This is a genomic window from Bacillus sp. HMSC036E02, from assembly GCF_001836235.1.
GTDB lineage: Bacteria > Bacillota > Bacilli > Bacillales > Bacillaceae_G > Bacillus_A > Bacillus_A cereus.
Window position 1 is genome coordinate 22,095 of the sequence record NZ_KV827796.1, and the last position, 18,670, is coordinate 40,764.

The following is an 18,670-nucleotide window of genomic DNA, read 5'->3' on the forward strand; positions in this document are numbered from 1 at the left end:
GTCTCTCTTACATACCCTTACTATAAGAGAGGTTGTAAAATACAGATGTGACATTTCGCACAGTTCAAGAGATTGTCAAAAATTCAGTAGAAAATAAGTTTGTGAGAAAATCTTTTGTTCCGTTGTGAAGATTATGGTTAATCTTAATTATTAGGAGAATGCTATTTTGAGGTATCGACTATTTTGCAAAAGAAAAAGAGTTTTGATATTATTTCAAAACTGCCATAAGGAAAAGAGTATAAATTGTATGTAAAAAAATTTTTCCCAATGTTATTATTTTATATCGAGTCTAATTTTACATAAAACTACAAATCATTATTTACTGTATTGCCCTTAGTTACGGAAACAATTATACTAGATGTAATCGAAAAAATAATCTGAATATTCCAAGAATTAAAGGTGGAAGTTTTACTATCTACAAATAGAATTAGAAATATGTCCACTAAATAGATTAGAAAACGATAATAACATTAGGAGGATTACGATGCCCCAGCTTGATTCATTACATCCCACTGTAGAAAAAATAATCAATAATATTGAAAAAATAATGGTCGGAAAACGAAAAGAAACGACCTTAGCTTTGACAGCTCTCTTAGCTGAAGGTCATGTGCTATTAGAAGATGTTCCTGGTGTCGGGAAAACAATGCTAGTACGTGCTCTTTCTAAATCCATTGATGCTGATTATAAGCGAATTCAATTTACACCTGATTTATTGCCGTCAGATGTAACAGGAGTTTCGATTTATAATCCGAAAGAGCTCCAATTTGAGTTCAAGCCTGGACCAATTATGGGGAATTTTGTACTTGCTGATGAAATTAATCGTACATCTCCAAAGACACAATCTGCTTTACTTGAATGTATGGAAGAAGGCAATATTACAATAGATGGTATTACAAGACCTTTACCAAAGCCGTTCTTTGTCATGGCTACACAAAATCCGGTCGAATATGAAGGAACATATTCTCTACCAGAAGCTCAGCTCGATCGTTTCTTATTGAAACTAAAAATGGGATATCCTACACCAGAAGAAGAATTTGAAATTTTAAACCGGATGGAAAAAACAAATCCACTCTCTCAATTACAGACCATTACTACAATACAAGAATTAATTTATTTACAACAAAGCGTACGGGTAGTAAGTATGGACAAAGCAATTAAGCATTACATTGTAAAGCTTGTTAATCAGACTCGTACGTACAGTTCTATACAGTTAGGTGCAAGTCCACGTGGTTCGATTGCTTTAATGAAAGCTTCACAAGCTTATGCATTTATCCATGGCAGGAATTATGTTATTCCAGACGATGTTAAACTTTTAGCCCCTTACGTTTTAGCACATAGACTCATTATAAAAATGGAAGCAAAATTTGAAGGAATAACTGGCGAACAAGTTATCGCAAAAATCGTTGCACGAACTACTGTGCCGACTCAAAGGACGATGAACCCTTGATGAAACGAATACTGCGAGCGCTATATCACGTTACGAAGTTATTGCTACTCCCTTTTTGCCTAGTCTTAACATTTGTGTACGCTATGTTTCAAGGAGGGTTTGTAAGTTGGTTTTTATTTTACAGCATAATTCCCATTGCTCTTTATTCACTACTACTCCCCTTCTACGCTTTACGGGACGCTGAAGTAAAGCGAATAACAAACCAAAATGGATATGTAGTAGGAGAACAATTTGTAAGCATGATTACAATAAAAAGAAAATTTCCTTTTCCCTTACTTTATTTAGTTATAGAAGATGAACTGCCACCACAATTTATAAGTTGTAAACAAATAAAGATGAATAAGGTAGTACTCTTCCCAGGATTGAAACGAAATATTTCGTTTCAATATGTTATTGACACAATCCCTAGAGGCGAGCACACTTTTTCAAGCGTTCGTGTCAAAACTGGCGATTTATTCGGCATGATGGAGAAAGAAGTAACTTTTTCAGTTCCAAATACATTTTTAGTCTATCCCCAGTATGTAGATATAGCGTATCAACAATTGGAAAATCATTTCGAACAAGGAGTGCTTTCAGCAAATATAAATTCAGCAAAAGACTCTACAATCTCGGTCGGTGTCAGAGACTATAAACCTGGCGATCGCTTTTCATGGATCGATTGGAAAGCAACTGCACGAACAAACAATATTATGACAAAAGAGTTTGAACAACAGCGCAGCCATAATATCATGATATTCATAGACAGAACCGAGTCTCCTCTATTCGAATCAGTCGTCACATTTACTGCCTCTATCGTAAGGGCTGTCTTGAAACAAAATTCACCAGCATCATTCGTGTCTATCGGAAAAGAACAAACTATTTTCCCTTTAGACAATGGAGATACGCAGTTACAACAAATCCTTTGTCATTTAGCAAAAGTACAAGCAGACAGTGTATTCCCGCTCTCCCAGAGTGTAGACATGGAACTAAGAAAAATTTATGAGCCCGTCACGGTTATACTCGTGACCAGTAATCTTTCTCCCGATATTCAAAAGGCGGCTGATTGTGCTGCTATAAGAAATAGAAAATGTATGGTTTTTGTCGTGAAAGAAAAAGCGAATCAACTTTCACACCGAGAAATCAGTATAATAGAAACTCTAAAAAAACGACAAATATTTGTAAACACGGTTTATGAAAACCGGTATACAAACGTGTTTTTTGAGGTGAGCAAATGATAACATTACAAACAAAATACAAGTGGGATACGAACAGATTCTTCATGCATGCATGTGTATTTCTTCTTTTACTAGAATGGCTAAGACCTCTTATAGGTATTACAAATGTAGGTAGATTAGATATTTTCGTAACATTTATAGGAATTTGCTTCGCTCTCTCTTTTTTTCAAACGAGGTGGCAGATTCCAATAAAAATTGTCACAGTCCTATTTATCATTCATTCCCTATATTATAAAAATGCTTTTATAAATCCATCTTGGCTAACAGCATTCTTTTCTGATATGTTTCGAAATTCCTCCCTGTTTTTCCAAGGGAATTTACTAGATATTTCTCCAGTTTTTCCGACGGTTTTATTTTTTCTCTCATTTTGGTTTTTGAGTTCTTTTACTTCATTTTGGATTATTCATAAAAAACGTGGGTTTCTATTTCTTGTATTGACTATTATTTATATCGCAACTTTTCATAACTTACATTTATACAATGCAAACTACGCTATTATTCGTACTGTTGTCATCGGCTTTTTTATGCTTAGTCTTCTTCAAGTAGAACGAATAAAAGAACGTGAACACTTACAAAATTATGCTAGGGAAATCTCAAAATTACTTAGACCACTTACAATATTTATCGTATTATTAGCAACCATTGCATACTTTGCTCCAAAATTTGGCCCTCAATGGCCAAACCCAATGGATTTTTTAAAATTCAACACATCTGAAGCAAGTAAAGAACAAAAAATTTCTACAATTGGGTATGGTTTAGATGACTCGCGATTAGGCGGTCCTTTTAAGGCGGATCCTACAGTTGTTTTCACAGCACGAACGCAAAACAAACAATATTGGAGAGTAGAAACAAAAGATTTTTATACAGGAAAAGGCTGGGAAATTTCTGAAAATCCGAAAAAGATTTCTTTTAAAAATAAAAACAACGTCGTAAGCTGGTACGAACAAAATACAAAAATGAAAACGACTGAGGCAACAATTACCATGCAAAAAAGTTATCCTCACCTTACCTATCCAGCAGGATTAGTATCAGTTGAGGCTGCTTCTGATGTATCATACAGTGTTGACCCGTTTTCAGAAAAAATTTATACAATGAATGGAGACTCTTCTACTACTTTACATTCGTATAAAGTAACATATGAGATCCCTGAGTTTTCCATAGAAAACTTGAAAGCTGTAAAAACAAATCAAGGTCAAGAAACAAATCCTTATTTTATGACAAAGTACACACAACTTCCCAAGTCATTACCACAGCGCGTAAAAGACTTGGCTGTCAATCTTACAAATGATAAAGACAACCGATATGATAAAGTATTAGCTATTGAAAATTACTTTACAGACAACTCTTTTACATACGAATCAACGAATGTCTTATTCCCTGCCAAAAGCCAAGATTATGTAGATCAATTCCTTTTCGATACAAAAAGCGGCTACTGTAATAATTTTTCGACGTCTATGATTGTACTACTTCGTTCTGCCGGGATTCCTGCTCGCTGGGTAAAAGGCTATACAGAAGGAACTCTTGACAATACACTTGCCTCTGCAGAAGGTGAGGATGTTTATACAATCACGAACGATAACGCACACTCTTGGGTCGAAGTATATTTCCCAGGATACGGATGGATTCCATTCGAACCAACAAAAGGATTTACTAATCCCTATAATTTTATAAATAATACGCCTGCTCCTATTTCACAAAATAGCGAAGCAAATAATTCTAATAACACGCAAATACAACAACGAAATAATGAAGCAAAACTTAAAAGTTTAATAAAAAATACAGAAGAAGCTTCTACTAAAAAGGTCACAAATTCTCAAACTAGTTTTTCTTGGTGGTACGTATTCCTCTCTACGATACTAATTAGTATTATGGGATACATTCTCTTCACCACTAGAATGATATGGAGGACATTTCTTATTATTCATTTCTATAAATACCGAAAAAATGATGCTGTTTATCAAAAAGCTTACGGTGCACTTTTAAAACAATTTGCAAGAATTGGCATACCACGGGGTGAAAGTCAAACATTCCGAGAATACGCTCTCCATATCGATACACTTTACAACTCGGCCGATATGCAACAACTTACTGCCAGTTATGAGAACGCTATGTATAAACAGGGGCAGGCTGCAGCAGAATGGAAGAAATCCGTACACTTATGGGAAGTGCTTATGAAAAAAGCAGCTTCTCTACCTAAATCAGATGGCTTTGATACAGTAATTTAATCTTGAAAATGTGAGTTTAAAGAAAACGTCTCAAAGAACTACATTGTTCTTTGAGACGTTTTTTAATAAAGTGAAACTCCTAATTATTCTCCAAGTACCTTCTCAATCTCAACCTCTAAATCTACCGGCTTCGTCTGCGGCGCAAAACGCCCTACTACTTTCCCGTCTTTTCCGATTAAAAACTTCGTAAAATTCCATTTCACTGCTTTCATACCGAGTAAACCTGGTGCTTGTTCTGTCATGTATGTATATAAAGGATGAGCCTTATCACCTTTCACATCAACCTTTGCAAACATTGGGAAGTTTACACCGTAGTTTAATTCACAAAAACTAGTAATGTCCGCTTCTGTACCTGGTTCTTGTCCTCCGAATTGGTTACAAGGGAATCCGAGTATTTCAAGTCCTTGGTCTTTATATTTATCATACACCTCTTGTAATCCTTTATATTGCGGTGTGAAACCACATTTACTAGCTACATTTACAATAAGAAGTGCTTTTCCTTCGTAATCTTTTAACGATTTTTCTTCACCGGTAATTGTTTTAGCTGAAAAATCATAAACTGTCATTGTCTTTGCCCCTCTCTTCACTATCATTCTATGTTTATACTATACTACATTCGTGAATATACATCTCTTATTACGTACTTATAAGATATAATGATAGCGCTTTATTTTCGTTCAAAATTCGACACATACTACTAGACTTTTATGATGGAAAGTTTTACAATTGAAATGTGAACAAAATGTGACAGTTTATATTCCATTATAAAAGAAAAGGATGGTGTCCATTATGAAAACTGCACAACATGAAACGATTTCAAATCGCGAGTTTTATTTCGTACTATATATGATGTTATTGTATGTTACTGGCTGGGTAATCGATGTAAATGGTTTATTCTTAAGCTCCTACTTTAATTTAGCAGGAGAGATTATGCTTCCATTAGTAGGCGGGATTGTTGGACTGTTCATTATGTCTATTAATAAACAACAAACGAAATAATAATATTACAAAAAGGCAGAAGACGAGCTTCGTTTTCTGCCTTTTTTCTATTTTAGCGTATAATAGAAACATGAAGTATATAAGGAGTGGTAAATATGAAAAAAGTAGAGCAATTATCTTCTCACCTATATCTGATTGATGATTTCGATTTACAACATAATGAACGAACTGGTACGTACGTTTTATTAGGTGACGATATTACTTTAATTGAAACTTGTGCAGCCCCTTCTCTTCCGTATATTTTAGAAGGCTTACAACAATTACATATTGATTTAAACGCAGTTAAAAACATTATCGTTACACACGTTCATTTAGATCACGCAGGGGCTGCTGGTTTAATGATGGAAAAGTGCCCAAATGCTACTTTATATGTGCATTCTCGCGGTGCTCGTCATATGATTGACCCAACAAAACTCATTTTAGGTGCAAAAGCTGTATACAAAGAAGATTTTGATAAACTATTTGATCCAATTCTTCCTATAGAAGAAGAACGTGTTCGTATTGTACAACATGGTGATACGTTAAAAATTGCAAAAGACCGCACCCTTACATTTTACGATACACCAGGACATGCGAAGCACCATATTAGCATTCACGATTCATTAACAAACGGGATTTTCACTGGTGATACAATTGGAATTTATTATAGAGAACTCGCAAACGTTGGTGTAGAACTGTATCTACCATCAACGTCCCCTTCACAATTTCAACCAGATGCGATGATTGCTTCTAAAAATCATATTCAAAGTATGGATGTAGATACTATTTATTTCGGTCATTACGGCGCATCCTCTCATGTTACAGAAGTATACAATCAACTGGAACATTGGCTACCTATTTTCGTTCATACTGGTAAGGAAGTCTTTGAAAAGTATAATGATTTCGATGAAGCGACTAAAGCTTTACAAACTTTGTTAATGGATAAAATCTCTTCTCATCTTACAAAGTTAAACGTTCCATCAGATCATTCCGTTTATAATATTTTACATCTAGATATAGAAATTAGTGCAATGGGCATTATTGATTATTTCACGAAGCAAGAAAAAGGAAACTCCACTATTAACTAACAGTAAAAGAAGAGATATACAACAGTAGTTATTGTATATCTCTTCTTTTTTTGAATATATTTTGAGTAAAGGATGGTGGAATATAATGCAAAAATTGATGCTATACCTCTGCTTTACATTATTTATCGTCTTATTATTATTTGTAGGAGTAAAAATTCAATTTTATTTAGATACAGACACGCAAGTGAACTTTAACGTTTATCCAAGATTATTCTACTTTACACTCTTCCCTCTTATAGTTGGCATTTTATTACGATTCCTTCAATCTATTAATCGCGAAACAAGTAAACAAAACTGGAGCTTTCAACCGGATAAATTTATTGCTATTACAGTGCCTACACTATTCATTTCCTTTTCCCCAGCACTACTCTTTTCACCACTTGCAGAATACCTACCTTATTTAGTTAATATTATTCTAATAAATACAACTTTTGTTACGATAATTAGTTTAATAGCTGGTTATTCCCTTTTAGATTGTTTTATACAAAAAGATAATGCAAATATGAAAAAGTATAATTGAACACTCTTTTTTGTTTCAATAAAAAAGCTCAAAGCTAAGGCTATGAGCTTTTCTAATTATTGCACCTTTTCATTTACATATTCCATAAACTGCTCTGCTTTAATAAATCTTTCTTTGTACGCCTCAGGTACTTCTTCTACTTTCATCCCACCAGTTGATTTTGTCTTCACTTGTACGATTTCATATGTCATTAAAGCTTCCACATAACGGTCAAACTCTTTTTGTGTTAATACTTCTTTACTAGACTTATGACCATTTAATTTATCAAAGTATGGCTGAAGACCCATACTTACCTTTTTCATTTCTTCTCTTTTTGCTGGTGATAATTGATCATAATCAATATTACCGTTCGAATCTCCGTACGTAAGTTTTGCATTTGTTAATTTTTTTAGTTCTTTTGTAAACTCTTCATATTCCTTCGTACCCATTTCATCTTTCGCCTCTGATAATTTTGCACTAAAACGCATATACGCCTCTAATGTCATCGTTCCGGCATGTTTTTTTAAATTCTCGAAAGATCCGTATATACCATCCGCCATAATAGATTGATACGCAAAACCAGTCGTCGGGATTAAAAGAGCTGCTGCAAGTACTCCTGCGATAAGGCGTTTCTTCCTCTTACTCCGCCCGTGCTTCATTTTTATTTGTACGATTACTTTTTCTTTTAAATCCGGCGGGGCAACAATACCTTTTGCTTCTTCTTGTATAGATTCCCTAACTCTACAATCTAAACTCATTTCACATTCCCTACCTCTCCTAAAAAGATTTCTTCTACTTGCTCTTTTTGACGTAGTTTCTTTAATGCTGCGTGAATTCTAGATTTCACAGTACCAATTGGAATATGTAATATTTGTGCTACTTCTTCTTGTGAATAATCGTGTAAGTATCTTAAGATAATAACTTGTTTCAATTTATACGGTAATTTATGAATGAGTTCAATTAGTTTTTGGTTTGATATTTTACTTACAACATCGTTAGAAAAATCAATTTGCACTGACTTTCTTTGCTCTTCTGCTTTTTTTATAATTCGTAGTCGCATCCACCTCTTTCTTCTATAAGAGTGAATTTGTTTAATCGCAAGTCCAATTAGCCAAGGACGAAATGGCTTCTCGCTATCATACTTACGAAGCGATTCATATAGTTGTATGTATATTTCTTGAACGACATCATCTACATCCGTTTTATCCTCTATTAAAAAATGTGCTGTTTTATATACTTCTTGAATCGTTTTATCATACAACTTGCTATATGCTTCTTTATTTCCTGATAAAGTTAATTGGATTAAATGTGCGTAATCTATTTCACCCTTCATATTCCAGCCCTCCTTTGTCTTACACTATATATTGGCAGGTAATTCATATTTCGTTCGATTTTTTTAAAGTTTTTTTATATAAATTAATATTATGATTCATTGAGTTCATAAGCTTCACTTATAACCACACATAACTATTATATAATTTTCCAATTTCTGATAAAGATTTAAAATAATTTATATAGTCAAATTTAGGAGGATATATGATGAAAGCTATCGTTGTAACGTCGTTCGGTGGTCCTGAAGTGATGAAATATACAGATTTGGATATACCGGCTATTTCAGAAGATCAAGTTTTAATTCGCGTTGTTGCTACTAGTGTAAATTTCGCTGATATTAAATCACGTTATGGTAAAAAAGGAAATAAAGCACTACCTTTTATTCCAGGTATAGATGCCACTGGTATTGTAGAACGTGTCGGTTCTCATGTGAAAAATATTCACCCTGGACAACGTGTCATTGCTTTTCCTCAAAATGGATCTTACGCAGAATACGTTGTTGCAAATGAAAATCTTACTTTCGTATTACCCCATGAAGTTGACTTTCAAACTGCAGCCGCTTGTCCAATCGTATCTTTTACAAGCTATAATTTACTCGCAAATGTTGCAAGGCTTCAACAAGGTGAATCTGTACTCATTCATGCGGCTGCTGGCGGAATTGGCACTACTGCTATTCAACTTGCTAAACTATTAGAGGCTGGAACAGTTATAGGCACTGTCGGAAGTGAAGCAAAAAAAGAAATTGCTTTAGATGCTGGAGCTGATTATGTTATTTGTCATCAAGATGAAGATTTTGTAGAGAAAGTCAATGAACTGACAAATGGTGAAGGGGTTGATGTAATTTTAGACTCTATTTCTGGAACGGTTTCTGAAAGAAGTTTAAACTGCCTTGCTTATTACGGTCGCCTCGTTCATTTCGGTAATGCTAGCGGTGAAATTGGTAACTTTCAAACGAAAGATTTACATGCAAGTTGCCGCTCTATACTCGGTTTTAGCTTTGGAACCACACGAAAAAAGCGTCCTAAACTGCTCCAAGAAACTGCAAATGAAGTTTTCCGTTATTTGCGTGACGGACGTTTACAAATTAAGGCTACGAAATCTTTTCCACTTCAAAATGCAGGGAAAGCACATGAATGGGTCGAAAGTAGAAAAAGTACAGGGAAAGTAATACTAACTGTTTAGTCCTCTTCCTGAAATGAATACTGGAAACAGAGGTGGCATTCATGGGATCACGAATTATGCATGTTATTATCGCTAGTGGTATTGCTGAGAAACTATCAATTCACGATAAGACTTCTTTCTTACTTGGAGCTGTAGCCCCTGATGCTGTTCATTCAAAAAAAGAAAAAGGAACCTCACATTTTTATGCCGGTACAACGAAGAACTATACGAGAAGAATAGATTATGATTCATTTTTTCATAAATATGAATCACATATAGATTCCCCATTTATTTTAGGCTATTATACCCACCTCATTGCCGATGATAATTGGCTAAGTGGATTTTTTCTACCTTGGCTAAAAAATAGAATAGAGAATGACGAAACTATCGCACCCCTGTACTATAACGATTTTAAATTGTTAAATGCAAAGTTGCTTCATCATTACGATCAAGAACAACAGCTTTTCTCTCTTCTCAATCAAGAGGCTCACATTGTGGATATTGAAGAGGTTTCTAAAGAAAACGTTTTAGCTTTTCGAAAGTATCTTTTTGAAGATATGTTGTATCCAAAGCAACATTTGCATGAAGACTTACAAGTATTTACGTTTGATCAAATCGTTGGCTATATTGAGACAGCTATTGAAAAAGGAGTATTTTTTATTAAACAACTCTCTAATGAAAAATCCACTTCAAAAATTTAATCCCCCTCAAATATATTTGAGGGGGATTTTCACATAGCAATATTATTATTGGTTCTTCTCCATAACCGCAAAATAATTCCCTTCGCTATCAGCAAAGTTAAACACTTTACCAGAAGGCATAGTTACCATTTCTCCAACAGTAACATTTTTATTTGTTAAATCTGTATATAGTTGATCAAGATTTTCTGAGAAGAACATTAAAGACGGTGTACCAAGATTCAATTCTGGGCTCATTTTCGAAATAACTTCTTTATTATGTAATATAATGCTCGTTTCCGCACCGCTTTTCGGAGCGATTTCAATCCATCTCATTCCTTGCTTATTATCTTCCTCTGCAACTACATGAAACCCTACCTTCTCCGTCCAAAAATTTACTGCCTCATCTTGATTATTTACATATAACATAATTTGTCCTACTTTATGGATCATTACATTTCCCCCTAATGGTTTTTATATTCTATGTAGCTTTCTACAAATACTATCGTTATTCCTTTTGAGTTGGTATGTACTTCTTTGCAAAATTTATCGACTGACTCATCCCATCCAGTTCATCAAAATAATCATTTCTTTCAATCATGTTATATCCGTCGAATCCAATTTTATCTAATACTTTGAAGAATATATCGAAATCTACTTCACCATTCCCTGCTGCGACTTCTATATACTTAGTTGAACGATCACTTTTCACTTCTTTACAATCTTTAATATGAGTTTGTACTATATAATCTTTTAATAGTAATAAACCTTCTCCCGGATTTTCATTTACATCACTTATTAAATTTGCTGGGTCAAAGTTAACAGCTAGTCCTTTCGAGTTTGCAGTTTCTAAAAATCGTTTTAATACTATTGCTTTTTCAGATCCCGTCTCAATGGCGAAGAATCCTCCAAATCTGAACGCTAAGTCCCCTATTTCATTACAAACACGTAGCATTTTATCATAGTAGGCACTTTTTTCATCATCTGGAACTTTCCCAATATGAGCTGTTATGTTCTTTGTCCCAAGCTCCAAACCTCTGTCAGTAATATATTTAAACTGATCTATTGCACTCTCAGCTTCTATTCCCATAATTCCATTTTCTCCAAAACTAATTGCTAATGATGGAATCTTTATTCCATTAAAAGATACGCTTTTCTTTAAAGCATTCCACTCTGCCATTGGAATATTAGCTAAGTTAAAGTTTTTATTCATAGCATATAATTGAATATATTCTAACCCCCATTCTCTCGCCTTTTTTATTCCTTCGTTTACTTCAATATATTTTGTATTCAAAAACATTCCTAATTTCCTATCCATATATGTACCTTCTTTTTATTATTTCGCATCATTTTAATATTCGACTTTTTTATATTATTTCCTCGTATAAACCAAATAAATAAACTACCCTTTTTTCGATACTCCCAGTAGAAGCATATATATGATAGGCACATTAAAAACACTAATACAATTCCCATTATCACTTGTTTACAAACAAAAAAGACGTAACTACAAATAGTTACGCCTTCTCCATCATTTATCTAGGCTTTTTCTTCCCAGTAAATGCTGGTTTCTTTTTCTTTGGTGCTTTCGGTTTCGTTTCTACGAATGATCCTTTGAACATTTCTTGCTTCGTAAATACGATGCCTAGTTTTTTCGCAAATTGCAGTAATTTGCGCTCTTCTTGTGGAGTTACAAGAGATACGACAGTTCCTTCTTTACCCATACGTCCAGTACGTCCTGAGCGGTGAATATATTGGTCTACTGTGTCTGGTAACTCTAGATGAATTACATGTGTTAAATCGTCAATATCGATACCGCGCGCTGCAATATCAGTAGCAAGTAGAATTTCTAATTTCCCTCCGCGGAAAGCACGCATTGTCGCTTCGCGCTCTTGTTTACTTGCTTCTGCATGAAGAGCCGCCGCTTTCATTTTACGGAATTTCAATTTCTCTGTAATTTCATCTAAACGGAATGGATCGTTTAAGAAAGCAACTGCTTTTACATCGCCCATATGCATAATTCTTCTTACGTAATCATTTTTTTCGCGTCGCTCACAAATGATATACGTATGCTCAACTAAGCTTTTTGATTCTGCACGTGTTACACGTACTAATTGTGGTTCCACTGCTAAATCACGTGCCGCATCTTCTGCCGCTTTTGTCATTGTCGCCGAGAAGAATACTAATTGACGATCGCGCATCGTTGATTTAATTACATCTTGCACTGCGCCCATCATTTTTTGCTTTACAATTTGATCAAACTCATCAAATACAATTGTTTTTACTTCATGCATTTTTAGCTTTTTCATACGAATTAATTCTAAAATACGGCCTGGTGAACCGACAATTACTCTTGGGTGTTTCTTTAATTTTTCAACTTGGCGCTTAATATCTGCACCACCAATTAAAGATGCACCTGAAATTTCAGTTCCTGCTGTAAACTTTTGAACCTCTTCATGAATTTGCATTACAAGTTCACGTGTTGGCGCTAAAACAACAACTTGTGGCTGTTTTACTTCAGGATTAATTTTATGTAAAAGTGGTAATAAGTACGCTAATGTTTTTCCTGTTCCAGTTGGAGATTCAGCTATAACGTCTTGTCCTTCTAAAATAGTTGGAATCGCTTGTTTTTGAATTTCAGTTAACTCTTTAAAACCAGCCTTCTCCCAAGCTTGTTGTAAAAATGGTTGCATATCTTTTATCATTTGTTTTTCTCCTTTATCTCTATTTTTGAAGAAAATGCTGTATTGTTCGCACCGTTTCTATCATGTGTGAAATAACAGCTATTAAATCATCAACATGGTCTTCTGTAATCGCTTTTTGAAATAGAACCTCTACCTTATTATGATATGAAATCGCTTGCTTATTATATTCGTATGAAACTTTCTGCATAATCATTCTTTCTTTTCCCCATATAGAACGCATTAATGTTTCAATTTCTTCGCATTTTACTTCTGGTTGTTCTAACGGGAATGAAAATGCTAGCTTCATTTCACAACCTGGTGTAAACTGAGGCACTTCTAGTATTTCACCAGACAAGTTCTTTGCATCCACAGATAATGAAAATGTTGCTTCTACTAATGGTTCAAACGGTTCTGTTAATTGAAATGAGATATGATATATACGACTTAATGAAGCAAGATCCATCATATCTTTTCGATCTGTTACAAGAATATCTCCATGTAGATCAAAATCATACACAGCACCTTCTACGATTACTTTTAAATTGTCAAAAGCAGTTGGATCAAACATAATTTCCTCCAAAAAACAGGCGCCTTTCGATGGAAAGGCGCCACTTGATGTATATATAGTTTACAGATAAACGAGATGAATTACAACCTTTTAGAATAAACCTACTGCTTTTCCATCTTCATTTACATCCATTTGAAGTGCTGCTGGTTGTTTTGGAAGACCTGGCATTGTTAACATTGTACCTGTTAACGCAACGATAAAACCTGCACCGATAGATGGTTTTAACTCACGAATTGTAACAATAAAGTCAGATGGACGACCTAATTTTGTTGCATCGTCAGAAAGAGAGTATTGTGTTTTCGCCATACAAACTGGTAGGTTACTCCAACCTTCTCCTTCATATTGAGCTAATTGCTTACGTGCTTTCGGAGCAAATTCAATATCTTTTGCGCCATATACTTTTTGAGCAATTGTACGAATTTTTTCTTCTAAGGGTAATTCTAATTCATAAAGTGGTGCGTAGTTGTTTTCACCTTTTTCGATTTCTTTTAGTACTTTTTCAGCAAGGTCAACTCCGCCTTGGCCACCTTTCTCCCAAACTTCTGTTAAGGATACTGCATAGCCACGCTCATTACACCACTCTTGTAAGTATGTAACTTCTGCATCTGTATCTGTAATGAATTTATTAATTGCAATTACGAAAGGCACACCGAAGCTTTGAATTGTTTCAACATGCTTCTGTAAGTTTTCCATACCTTTTGCTAATGCATCTACATTTTCTTCTTTTAATTGATCTTTTGCAACGCCGCCATGCATTTTAAGCGCACGAATCGTCGCAACAATAACAACTGCTTCTGGTTTAATGCCAGCTGCACGAGCTTTAATATCTAAAAACTTCTCAGCGCCTAAATCAGCACCGAATCCAGCTTCTGTAATAACATAATCACCTAATTTTGCTGCCATTGTTGTAGCGATAACACTGTTACAACCGTGAGCGATATTCGCAAATGGTCCGCCATGAATGATAGCTGGTGTATTTTCTAACGTTTGTACTAAGTTCGGCTTTAATGCGTCTTTTAATAATAGTGTTAACGCACCTTCTACACCTAAATCTTTAACCGTTACAGGTTGATTTGCAAAGTTATAGGCAACTACGATGCGAGATAAACGTGCTTTTAAGTCTTGAATATCTGTTGCAAGGCAGAACACGGCCATAATTTCAGATGCTACTGTAATGTCAAAACCGTCTTCACGTGGTACACCTTGTACAGGTCCACCAAGACCAATTACTACGTTACGAAGGGCACGATCATTTAAGTCAACGCAGCGTTTCCAAACGATTTTACGCGTATCAATTCCAAGTGTGTTTCCTTGTTGGATATGATTATCAATAAACGCTGCTAATGCGTTATTGGCAGTTGTGATCGCATGGATATCTCCAGTAAAGTGAAGGTTAATGTCTTCCATTGGTACGACTTGTGAAAAACCGCCACCTGCTGCTCCACCTTTTAATCCCATCGTCGGTCCAAGAGATGGTTCACGAAGTGCAATTACTGTTTTCTTACCAATTTTGTTAAAAGCTTGACCTAAACCAACTGTTACTGTTGATTTACCTTCTCCAGCTGGAGTTGGGTTAATTGCTGTTACTAAAACAACTTTACCGTCTTTCTCATCTTGTAAGCGCTTAAAAATATCAAGAGATAACTTACCTTTATAATGCCCGTATGGCTCTAATTCATCTTCTAAAATATTTAAATCAGCTGCAATTTCTTGAATCTTCTTCATACTCGCTTCTTGTGCGATTTCAATATCGGATTTCACTGTTGTAGTAGTTGTCATATACCCTAGTCCCCCTTTAATTGGTTCTGATGATATTGTATCAGTTTTTTGTATTTTCTGCACTTATTTACCTCCTAAAAATTCTTTCATTTCTTTATACGTTTTTTAACATAAATACCCATAAGAATGTTAACGATTGTTGCAACTCTGTAGGTAGTTGACCTAACATCTTCTCGTTTACTCCGCGCTTATATACGCCGATGCCATCTACAACTTTAAAACCTTGTTCTTTCGCTAACTGTTCAAATTCCCAAGGCATCATTGTATTACAAACAACGTCTTTTCCGTACAAGCGAGGATAACTATTCTCTCGTGGCTTTGCTGTCGGTCCTAAAATTGCAATACATGCATATCCATCTTTCTTTAACACACGCTTTATTTCATTTAACGCTCGTAATGGCTCTTCCGTCCATTCTAAAGAATTAATTGCCATAATTGATTCAAATTGCTCATTTTCAAATGGTAATGCAGAAAGATCTCCTTTTATAAAAGATAAATTCGGTCCTTCTCCGCGTTCCTTACCTTTTTGAATCATCACTTCCGATAAATCTACTCCCACTGCTTTATAGCCTGCGCGACTTAATTTATATGTACCGTACCCATCACCACAACCAACATCGAGCACTAGTGCTTCTTTCTTCACGTATTGTTCAAAAAACGGAATAATTGTGCTCCTACTCCCGCTGTCCCACATCTCTTGACTATTTTGATTCCAAAACTCTGCACTACTATCCCATTTCTTTTCTGCTGATTCATGCCAATTAAATTTCGTCATACATTCCCCTACCTTCACGTATTATCATTCATTTCATTCTACATCATTTTCCAAAATTCCTGTTTTATCCCGCTTGCAGTAAGATACCTACCTCAAAATTCAATGGATGCGGACCAGTTAATGGGAGAGAACTGCTCATAAAAATCCAATTGTTGCTGGCTGATAATCAGTCCTAGTGGAAAAAATCCCACACTTTATCTTCACTAGGAGATGGATATGTTAACGATGGAATGCGTATTCTCCAATTTTTGCTTTACTTGGGTTTAACTCATACTCATGCTCTTCTCATTTTGAAAGATACTATAGATACACCCAATTGAAAGAGAGGGATGTACATGCGAAGAAAGAGAAATCATCATTTTAAAAGTGGTGAAAAAAACGAAGAGTATGCTGCTGAAATATCACCAGCTGGCATTCCAATTAGACATAAGCGTAAAGAAATTGCAAATGAGATAGAAGGTACAAATACCGGCGCAATGGTAGGCTATGTCGCTTTATTTCTTTCGTTATTCTCCATTGCTTTTTATCCCGTTACGCTTGGCTCCCTAGCAATTTTAGTTGGCTTATTAGCTGTCAATTTCGGAGCAAGAACACTTGGATATACAGCAATTGGTTTTGGTAGTTTTTCTGTTTTATTTACTTTACTTTATCCGCTTGCTTTGTCAGCGTTTTAAAAAAACACACCAAGTTATACTTGGTGTGTTCATTCGTGATACAACATAATATGACCGCATCCACAACAATGTTTCGCTGTAATTTCTTGAAACACTGGATAATTTTCTTCATCTCGATGCTCAATAAATACTTTTTCAAATCGATACATGTTTGGTGCATATGCCCAATCTTGTTTCGTACGTGCATATAACGTTGAGGAAAAAAACTCCTCACCACCGCAAACGATACATGTGTTCTTCATCGCTATCCCTCCTATGCTTGTCTTACTTCATCTATATGAACATAAGCATAAAAAAAAGACCTTCTATTACTAGAAAGTCTTCTCTGAAACAAAAAGAAATGTACCAAACATTCCTACTCCGCTATATTCTTTTGAAACACCAGCTTCTGTTTTAAATGTTTGCTTTACAGTCATAAAGAATACACCATTTCGTGCATCTGTACTTTCAAATTGTAGTTTTTCTTTTTTACCCTCTACATTTTGCGTGCATTCAAAACTACTCTCATTACAATTCAACGCATACTTATCCTCTACATACACTTTAAAATCTGATTCTTTCGGACAAGTTATAAGTAATATTGCCACGAGAATAATACTTATAATACCCACAATTGTATAATATTTCTTCATTTGTACTCCTTTCAAATGACAAGAAAACTTGACTTCATACGCCAAGTTTTCTTAGTCAACAACCCATTGCCACTCTTGTTCTTTCTTATCAAAAATGAGCCAACCTGTTTCTGTTGCTTCCTCTTTCAATTCATCGATATTATCTAACACCTCATCCGTACTTTCATACGAACCAACTACATATACCGGAATTTCAAGACCTCTTCTTGACTCAATCTTCCCTGCTAGATCTATGTAAAGACCATCTTCCATTAGTGGAATCAGTCCCATGATCAATTCTTTTGAAATTGCTGGGAAAATTTTTGATTTTTGGAAGAAAGAAAAACGTTTCTTACCGAAAGCACCGAGTTTATACGGAATGACTTTACTTAACATTCCTACAAAATCAGCAATTCTACGATAATACACTTTGTTGTACCATCCGTCATCATGTGAAAAATAAACAAATCGATTTTTCAACAGCGGAAAGAATGTTCTTGCAAGTGGTTCTTTTTTGTGAGCCAAATATAATAATTCTGCAATTTCTTTCGGCTCTAATTCATCTAAATCGCTTGCATCATCAAAATCTACCCAACAAAATTCATCAAATTCATCAATCTCTGCTTGAATTAACTTATGTATATTTTCTTCCTCAACATATTCAAATAAAGTATGATAATGAAAATCCGTCCATTCAAAGTTGTGCTTCAAAAGCAACACTTGATGAAGCGGTGAAGGGATGTTACTCGCAAACTCTTTAAACGTAATTCCTGATGTAATAAAACAATGACCTCGACGATTACCATTAATATATATCATATTCTTTACTTGGTCAGATCCTCCAGACAAAGCACCTAGCCACCTTCGTTTTATATGTTTCAATTCTATAGCATATTTTAACATGAAAAATTTTAGAAACATAGAAAAAACTTCAAAAACTATTTACAATTTCATGTGT

General features: G+C 34.9%; 21 protein-coding genes. 9 read left to right on the top strand and 12 right to left on the bottom strand.

What is annotated here, in order from left to right:
- The first annotated feature begins 484 nt into the window (after positions 1 to 484).
- The 3 genes from HMPREF2590_RS00280 to HMPREF2590_RS00290 are packed head-to-tail and all read left to right on the top strand — an operon-like array spanning position 485 to position 4,886.
- Positions 485 to 1,447, top strand: coding sequence for an AAA family ATPase (locus tag HMPREF2590_RS00280; protein WP_001135820.1), 963 nt, complete (start codon positions 485 to 487; stop codon positions 1,445 to 1,447).
- On the top strand, positions 1,447 to 2,661 hold the full coding sequence (locus tag HMPREF2590_RS00285; protein WP_000821907.1) for a DUF58 domain-containing protein: 1,215 nt from the start codon (positions 1,447 to 1,449) through the stop codon (positions 2,659 to 2,661). Before HMPREF2590_RS00280 ends, HMPREF2590_RS00285 begins: the two co-directional genes overlap by 1 nt.
- Positions 2,658 to 4,886 (top strand): transglutaminase TgpA family protein, encoded by a 2,229-nt coding sequence (locus tag HMPREF2590_RS00290; RefSeq protein WP_000631791.1) that lies wholly within the window; start codon positions 2,658 to 2,660, stop codon positions 4,884 to 4,886. Before HMPREF2590_RS00285 ends, HMPREF2590_RS00290 begins: the two co-directional genes overlap by 4 nt.
- Positions 4,887 to 4,969: 83 nt before the next feature.
- Here HMPREF2590_RS00290 and bsaA read toward each other — a convergent pair whose 3' ends face one another.
- Positions 4,970 to 5,452, bottom strand: coding sequence for a glutathione peroxidase (gene bsaA, locus HMPREF2590_RS00295; RefSeq protein WP_000219434.1), 483 nt, complete (start codon positions 5,450 to 5,452; stop codon positions 4,970 to 4,972).
- A gap of 223 nt (positions 5,453 to 5,675) precedes the next feature.
- Here bsaA and HMPREF2590_RS00300 point away from each other — a divergent pair, with 223 nt between their 5' ends.
- The 3 genes from HMPREF2590_RS00300 (at position 5,676) to HMPREF2590_RS00310 (ending at position 7,472) form a co-directional block, all read left to right on the top strand.
- Positions 5,676 to 5,885, top strand: coding sequence for a DUF3925 domain-containing protein (locus HMPREF2590_RS00300; RefSeq protein ID WP_000844984.1), 210 nt, complete (start codon positions 5,676 to 5,678; stop codon positions 5,883 to 5,885).
- A gap of 95 nt (positions 5,886 to 5,980) precedes the next feature.
- The gene (locus HMPREF2590_RS00305; RefSeq protein WP_000755002.1) at positions 5,981 to 6,952 is read left to right on the top strand and encodes an MBL fold metallo-hydrolase; all 972 of its coding nucleotides are present in this window, start codon (positions 5,981 to 5,983) and stop codon (positions 6,950 to 6,952) included.
- Between the two features lie 85 nt (positions 6,953 to 7,037).
- Positions 7,038 to 7,472, top strand: coding sequence for a hypothetical protein (locus tag HMPREF2590_RS00310; RefSeq protein WP_001170916.1), 435 nt, complete (start codon positions 7,038 to 7,040; stop codon positions 7,470 to 7,472).
- 56 nt (positions 7,473 to 7,528) lie between these two features.
- Here HMPREF2590_RS00310 and HMPREF2590_RS00315 read toward each other — a convergent pair whose 3' ends face one another.
- Together HMPREF2590_RS00315 and HMPREF2590_RS00320 are read right to left on the bottom strand one after the other, a co-directional pair.
- Positions 7,529 to 8,209, bottom strand: coding sequence for a DUF3600 domain-containing protein (locus HMPREF2590_RS00315; RefSeq protein WP_000050676.1), 681 nt, complete (start codon positions 8,207 to 8,209; stop codon positions 7,529 to 7,531).
- On the bottom strand, positions 8,206 to 8,784 hold the full coding sequence (locus tag HMPREF2590_RS00320) for a sigma-70 family RNA polymerase sigma factor (RefSeq protein ID WP_000675563.1): 579 nt from the start codon (positions 8,782 to 8,784) through the stop codon (positions 8,206 to 8,208). Before HMPREF2590_RS00320 ends, HMPREF2590_RS00315 begins: the two co-directional genes overlap by 4 nt.
- Positions 8,785 to 8,990: 206 nt before the next feature.
- Here HMPREF2590_RS00320 and HMPREF2590_RS00325 point away from each other — a divergent pair, with 206 nt between their 5' ends.
- Positions 8,991 to 9,965, top strand: coding sequence for a quinone oxidoreductase family protein (locus HMPREF2590_RS00325; RefSeq protein ID WP_000644632.1), 975 nt, complete (start codon positions 8,991 to 8,993; stop codon positions 9,963 to 9,965).
- A 41-nt stretch (positions 9,966 to 10,006) separates the two neighbouring features.
- Complete coding sequence (locus HMPREF2590_RS00330; protein WP_000535630.1) at positions 10,007 to 10,645, top strand: zinc dependent phospholipase C family protein; 639 nt, start codon at positions 10,007 to 10,009, stop codon at positions 10,643 to 10,645.
- A 45-nt stretch (positions 10,646 to 10,690) separates the two neighbouring features.
- Here the strand turns inward: HMPREF2590_RS00330 and HMPREF2590_RS00335 are convergent, their stop codons facing one another.
- The 6 genes from HMPREF2590_RS00335 to HMPREF2590_RS00360 form a co-directional block, all read right to left on the bottom strand.
- Positions 10,691 to 11,074, bottom strand: a complete 384-nt coding sequence (locus HMPREF2590_RS00335) for a VOC family protein (protein WP_000581467.1) — start codon at positions 11,072 to 11,074, stop codon at positions 10,691 to 10,693.
- A gap of 55 nt (positions 11,075 to 11,129) precedes the next feature.
- Positions 11,130 to 11,939: a sugar phosphate isomerase/epimerase family protein gene (locus HMPREF2590_RS00340; protein ID WP_000375214.1), complete on the bottom strand. Its 810-nt coding sequence runs from the start codon at positions 11,937 to 11,939 to the stop codon at positions 11,130 to 11,132.
- A 217-nt stretch (positions 11,940 to 12,156) separates the two neighbouring features.
- On the bottom strand, positions 12,157 to 13,326 hold the full coding sequence (locus tag HMPREF2590_RS00345; RefSeq protein ID WP_000588613.1) for a DEAD/DEAH box helicase: 1,170 nt from the start codon (positions 13,324 to 13,326) through the stop codon (positions 12,157 to 12,159).
- A 19-nt stretch (positions 13,327 to 13,345) separates the two neighbouring features.
- Positions 13,346 to 13,873, bottom strand: a complete 528-nt coding sequence (locus tag HMPREF2590_RS00350; protein ID WP_000460219.1) for a hypothetical protein — start codon at positions 13,871 to 13,873, stop codon at positions 13,346 to 13,348.
- 90 nt (positions 13,874 to 13,963) lie between these two features.
- Positions 13,964 to 15,652, bottom strand: coding sequence for a formate--tetrahydrofolate ligase (locus tag HMPREF2590_RS00355; protein ID WP_014482011.1), 1,689 nt, complete (start codon positions 15,650 to 15,652; stop codon positions 13,964 to 13,966).
- Between the two features lie 94 nt (positions 15,653 to 15,746).
- Positions 15,747 to 16,427 (bottom strand): class I SAM-dependent methyltransferase, encoded by a 681-nt coding sequence (locus HMPREF2590_RS00360; protein WP_000160041.1) that lies wholly within the window; start codon positions 16,425 to 16,427, stop codon positions 15,747 to 15,749.
- Positions 16,428 to 16,762: 335 nt separating this feature from the next.
- Here HMPREF2590_RS00360 and HMPREF2590_RS00365 point away from each other — a divergent pair, with 335 nt between their 5' ends.
- On the top strand, positions 16,763 to 17,101 hold the full coding sequence (locus tag HMPREF2590_RS00365) for a hypothetical protein (RefSeq protein ID WP_001253201.1): 339 nt from the start codon (positions 16,763 to 16,765) through the stop codon (positions 17,099 to 17,101).
- A 29-nt stretch (positions 17,102 to 17,130) separates the two neighbouring features.
- On the opposite strand, the gene HMPREF2590_RS00370 is transcribed toward HMPREF2590_RS00365, so the two are convergent.
- The 3 genes from HMPREF2590_RS00370 to HMPREF2590_RS00380 all read right to left on the bottom strand — a co-directional run bounded on the left by HMPREF2590_RS00370 (position 17,131) and on the right by HMPREF2590_RS00380 (position 18,561).
- Positions 17,131 to 17,343 (bottom strand): hypothetical protein, encoded by a 213-nt coding sequence (locus HMPREF2590_RS00370; RefSeq protein WP_000798747.1) that lies wholly within the window; start codon positions 17,341 to 17,343, stop codon positions 17,131 to 17,133.
- Between the two features lie 69 nt (positions 17,344 to 17,412).
- Positions 17,413 to 17,733, bottom strand: a complete 321-nt coding sequence (locus tag HMPREF2590_RS00375) for a hypothetical protein (protein ID WP_000761172.1) — start codon at positions 17,731 to 17,733, stop codon at positions 17,413 to 17,415.
- A 51-nt stretch (positions 17,734 to 17,784) separates the two neighbouring features.
- Positions 17,785 to 18,561 (bottom strand): oxalate:formate antiporter, encoded by a 777-nt coding sequence (locus HMPREF2590_RS00380; protein WP_000014087.1) that lies wholly within the window; start codon positions 18,559 to 18,561, stop codon positions 17,785 to 17,787.
- Between the last annotated feature and the right edge of the window lie 109 nt (positions 18,562 to 18,670).

Excerpts from the sequence above, each read along its gene's own strand:
- HMPREF2590_RS00280 (WP_001135820.1), top strand. The coding sequence starts at position 485 with ATGCCCCAGCTTGATTCATTACATCCCACTGTAGAAAAAATAATCAAT.
- HMPREF2590_RS00285 (WP_000821907.1), top strand. The coding sequence starts at position 1,447 with ATGAAACGAATACTGCGAGCGCTATATCACGTTACGAAGTTATTGCTA.
- HMPREF2590_RS00290 (WP_000631791.1), top strand. The coding sequence starts at position 2,658 with ATGATAACATTACAAACAAAATACAAGTGGGATACGAACAGATTCTTC.
- bsaA (WP_000219434.1), bottom strand. The coding sequence starts at position 5,452 with ATGACAGTTTATGATTTTTCAGCTAAAACAATTACCGGTGAAGAAAAA.
- HMPREF2590_RS00300 (WP_000844984.1), top strand. The coding sequence starts at position 5,676 with ATGAAAACTGCACAACATGAAACGATTTCAAATCGCGAGTTTTATTTC.
- HMPREF2590_RS00305 (WP_000755002.1), top strand. The coding sequence starts at position 5,981 with ATGAAAAAAGTAGAGCAATTATCTTCTCACCTATATCTGATTGATGAT.
- HMPREF2590_RS00310 (WP_001170916.1), top strand. The coding sequence starts at position 7,038 with ATGCAAAAATTGATGCTATACCTCTGCTTTACATTATTTATCGTCTTA.
- HMPREF2590_RS00315 (WP_000050676.1), bottom strand. The coding sequence starts at position 8,209 with ATGAGTTTAGATTGTAGAGTTAGGGAATCTATACAAGAAGAAGCAAAA.
- HMPREF2590_RS00320 (WP_000675563.1), bottom strand. The coding sequence starts at position 8,784 with ATGAAGGGTGAAATAGATTACGCACATTTAATCCAATTAACTTTATCA.
- HMPREF2590_RS00325 (WP_000644632.1), top strand. The coding sequence starts at position 8,991 with ATGAAAGCTATCGTTGTAACGTCGTTCGGTGGTCCTGAAGTGATGAAA.
- HMPREF2590_RS00330 (WP_000535630.1), top strand. The coding sequence starts at position 10,007 with ATGGGATCACGAATTATGCATGTTATTATCGCTAGTGGTATTGCTGAG.
- HMPREF2590_RS00335 (WP_000581467.1), bottom strand. The coding sequence starts at position 11,074 with ATGATCCATAAAGTAGGACAAATTATGTTATATGTAAATAATCAAGAT.
- HMPREF2590_RS00340 (WP_000375214.1), bottom strand. The coding sequence starts at position 11,939 with ATGGATAGGAAATTAGGAATGTTTTTGAATACAAAATATATTGAAGTA.
- HMPREF2590_RS00345 (WP_000588613.1), bottom strand. The coding sequence starts at position 13,326 with ATGATAAAAGATATGCAACCATTTTTACAACAAGCTTGGGAGAAGGCT.
- HMPREF2590_RS00350 (WP_000460219.1), bottom strand. The coding sequence starts at position 13,873 with ATGTTTGATCCAACTGCTTTTGACAATTTAAAAGTAATCGTAGAAGGT.
- HMPREF2590_RS00355 (WP_014482011.1), bottom strand. The coding sequence starts at position 15,652 with ATGACAACTACTACAACAGTGAAATCCGATATTGAAATCGCACAAGAA.
- HMPREF2590_RS00360 (WP_000160041.1), bottom strand. The coding sequence starts at position 16,427 with ATGACGAAATTTAATTGGCATGAATCAGCAGAAAAGAAATGGGATAGT.
- HMPREF2590_RS00365 (WP_001253201.1), top strand. The coding sequence starts at position 16,763 with ATGCGAAGAAAGAGAAATCATCATTTTAAAAGTGGTGAAAAAAACGAA.
- HMPREF2590_RS00370 (WP_000798747.1), bottom strand. The coding sequence starts at position 17,343 with ATGAAGAACACATGTATCGTTTGCGGTGGTGAGGAGTTTTTTTCCTCA.
- HMPREF2590_RS00375 (WP_000761172.1), bottom strand. The coding sequence starts at position 17,733 with ATGAAGAAATATTATACAATTGTGGGTATTATAAGTATTATTCTCGTG.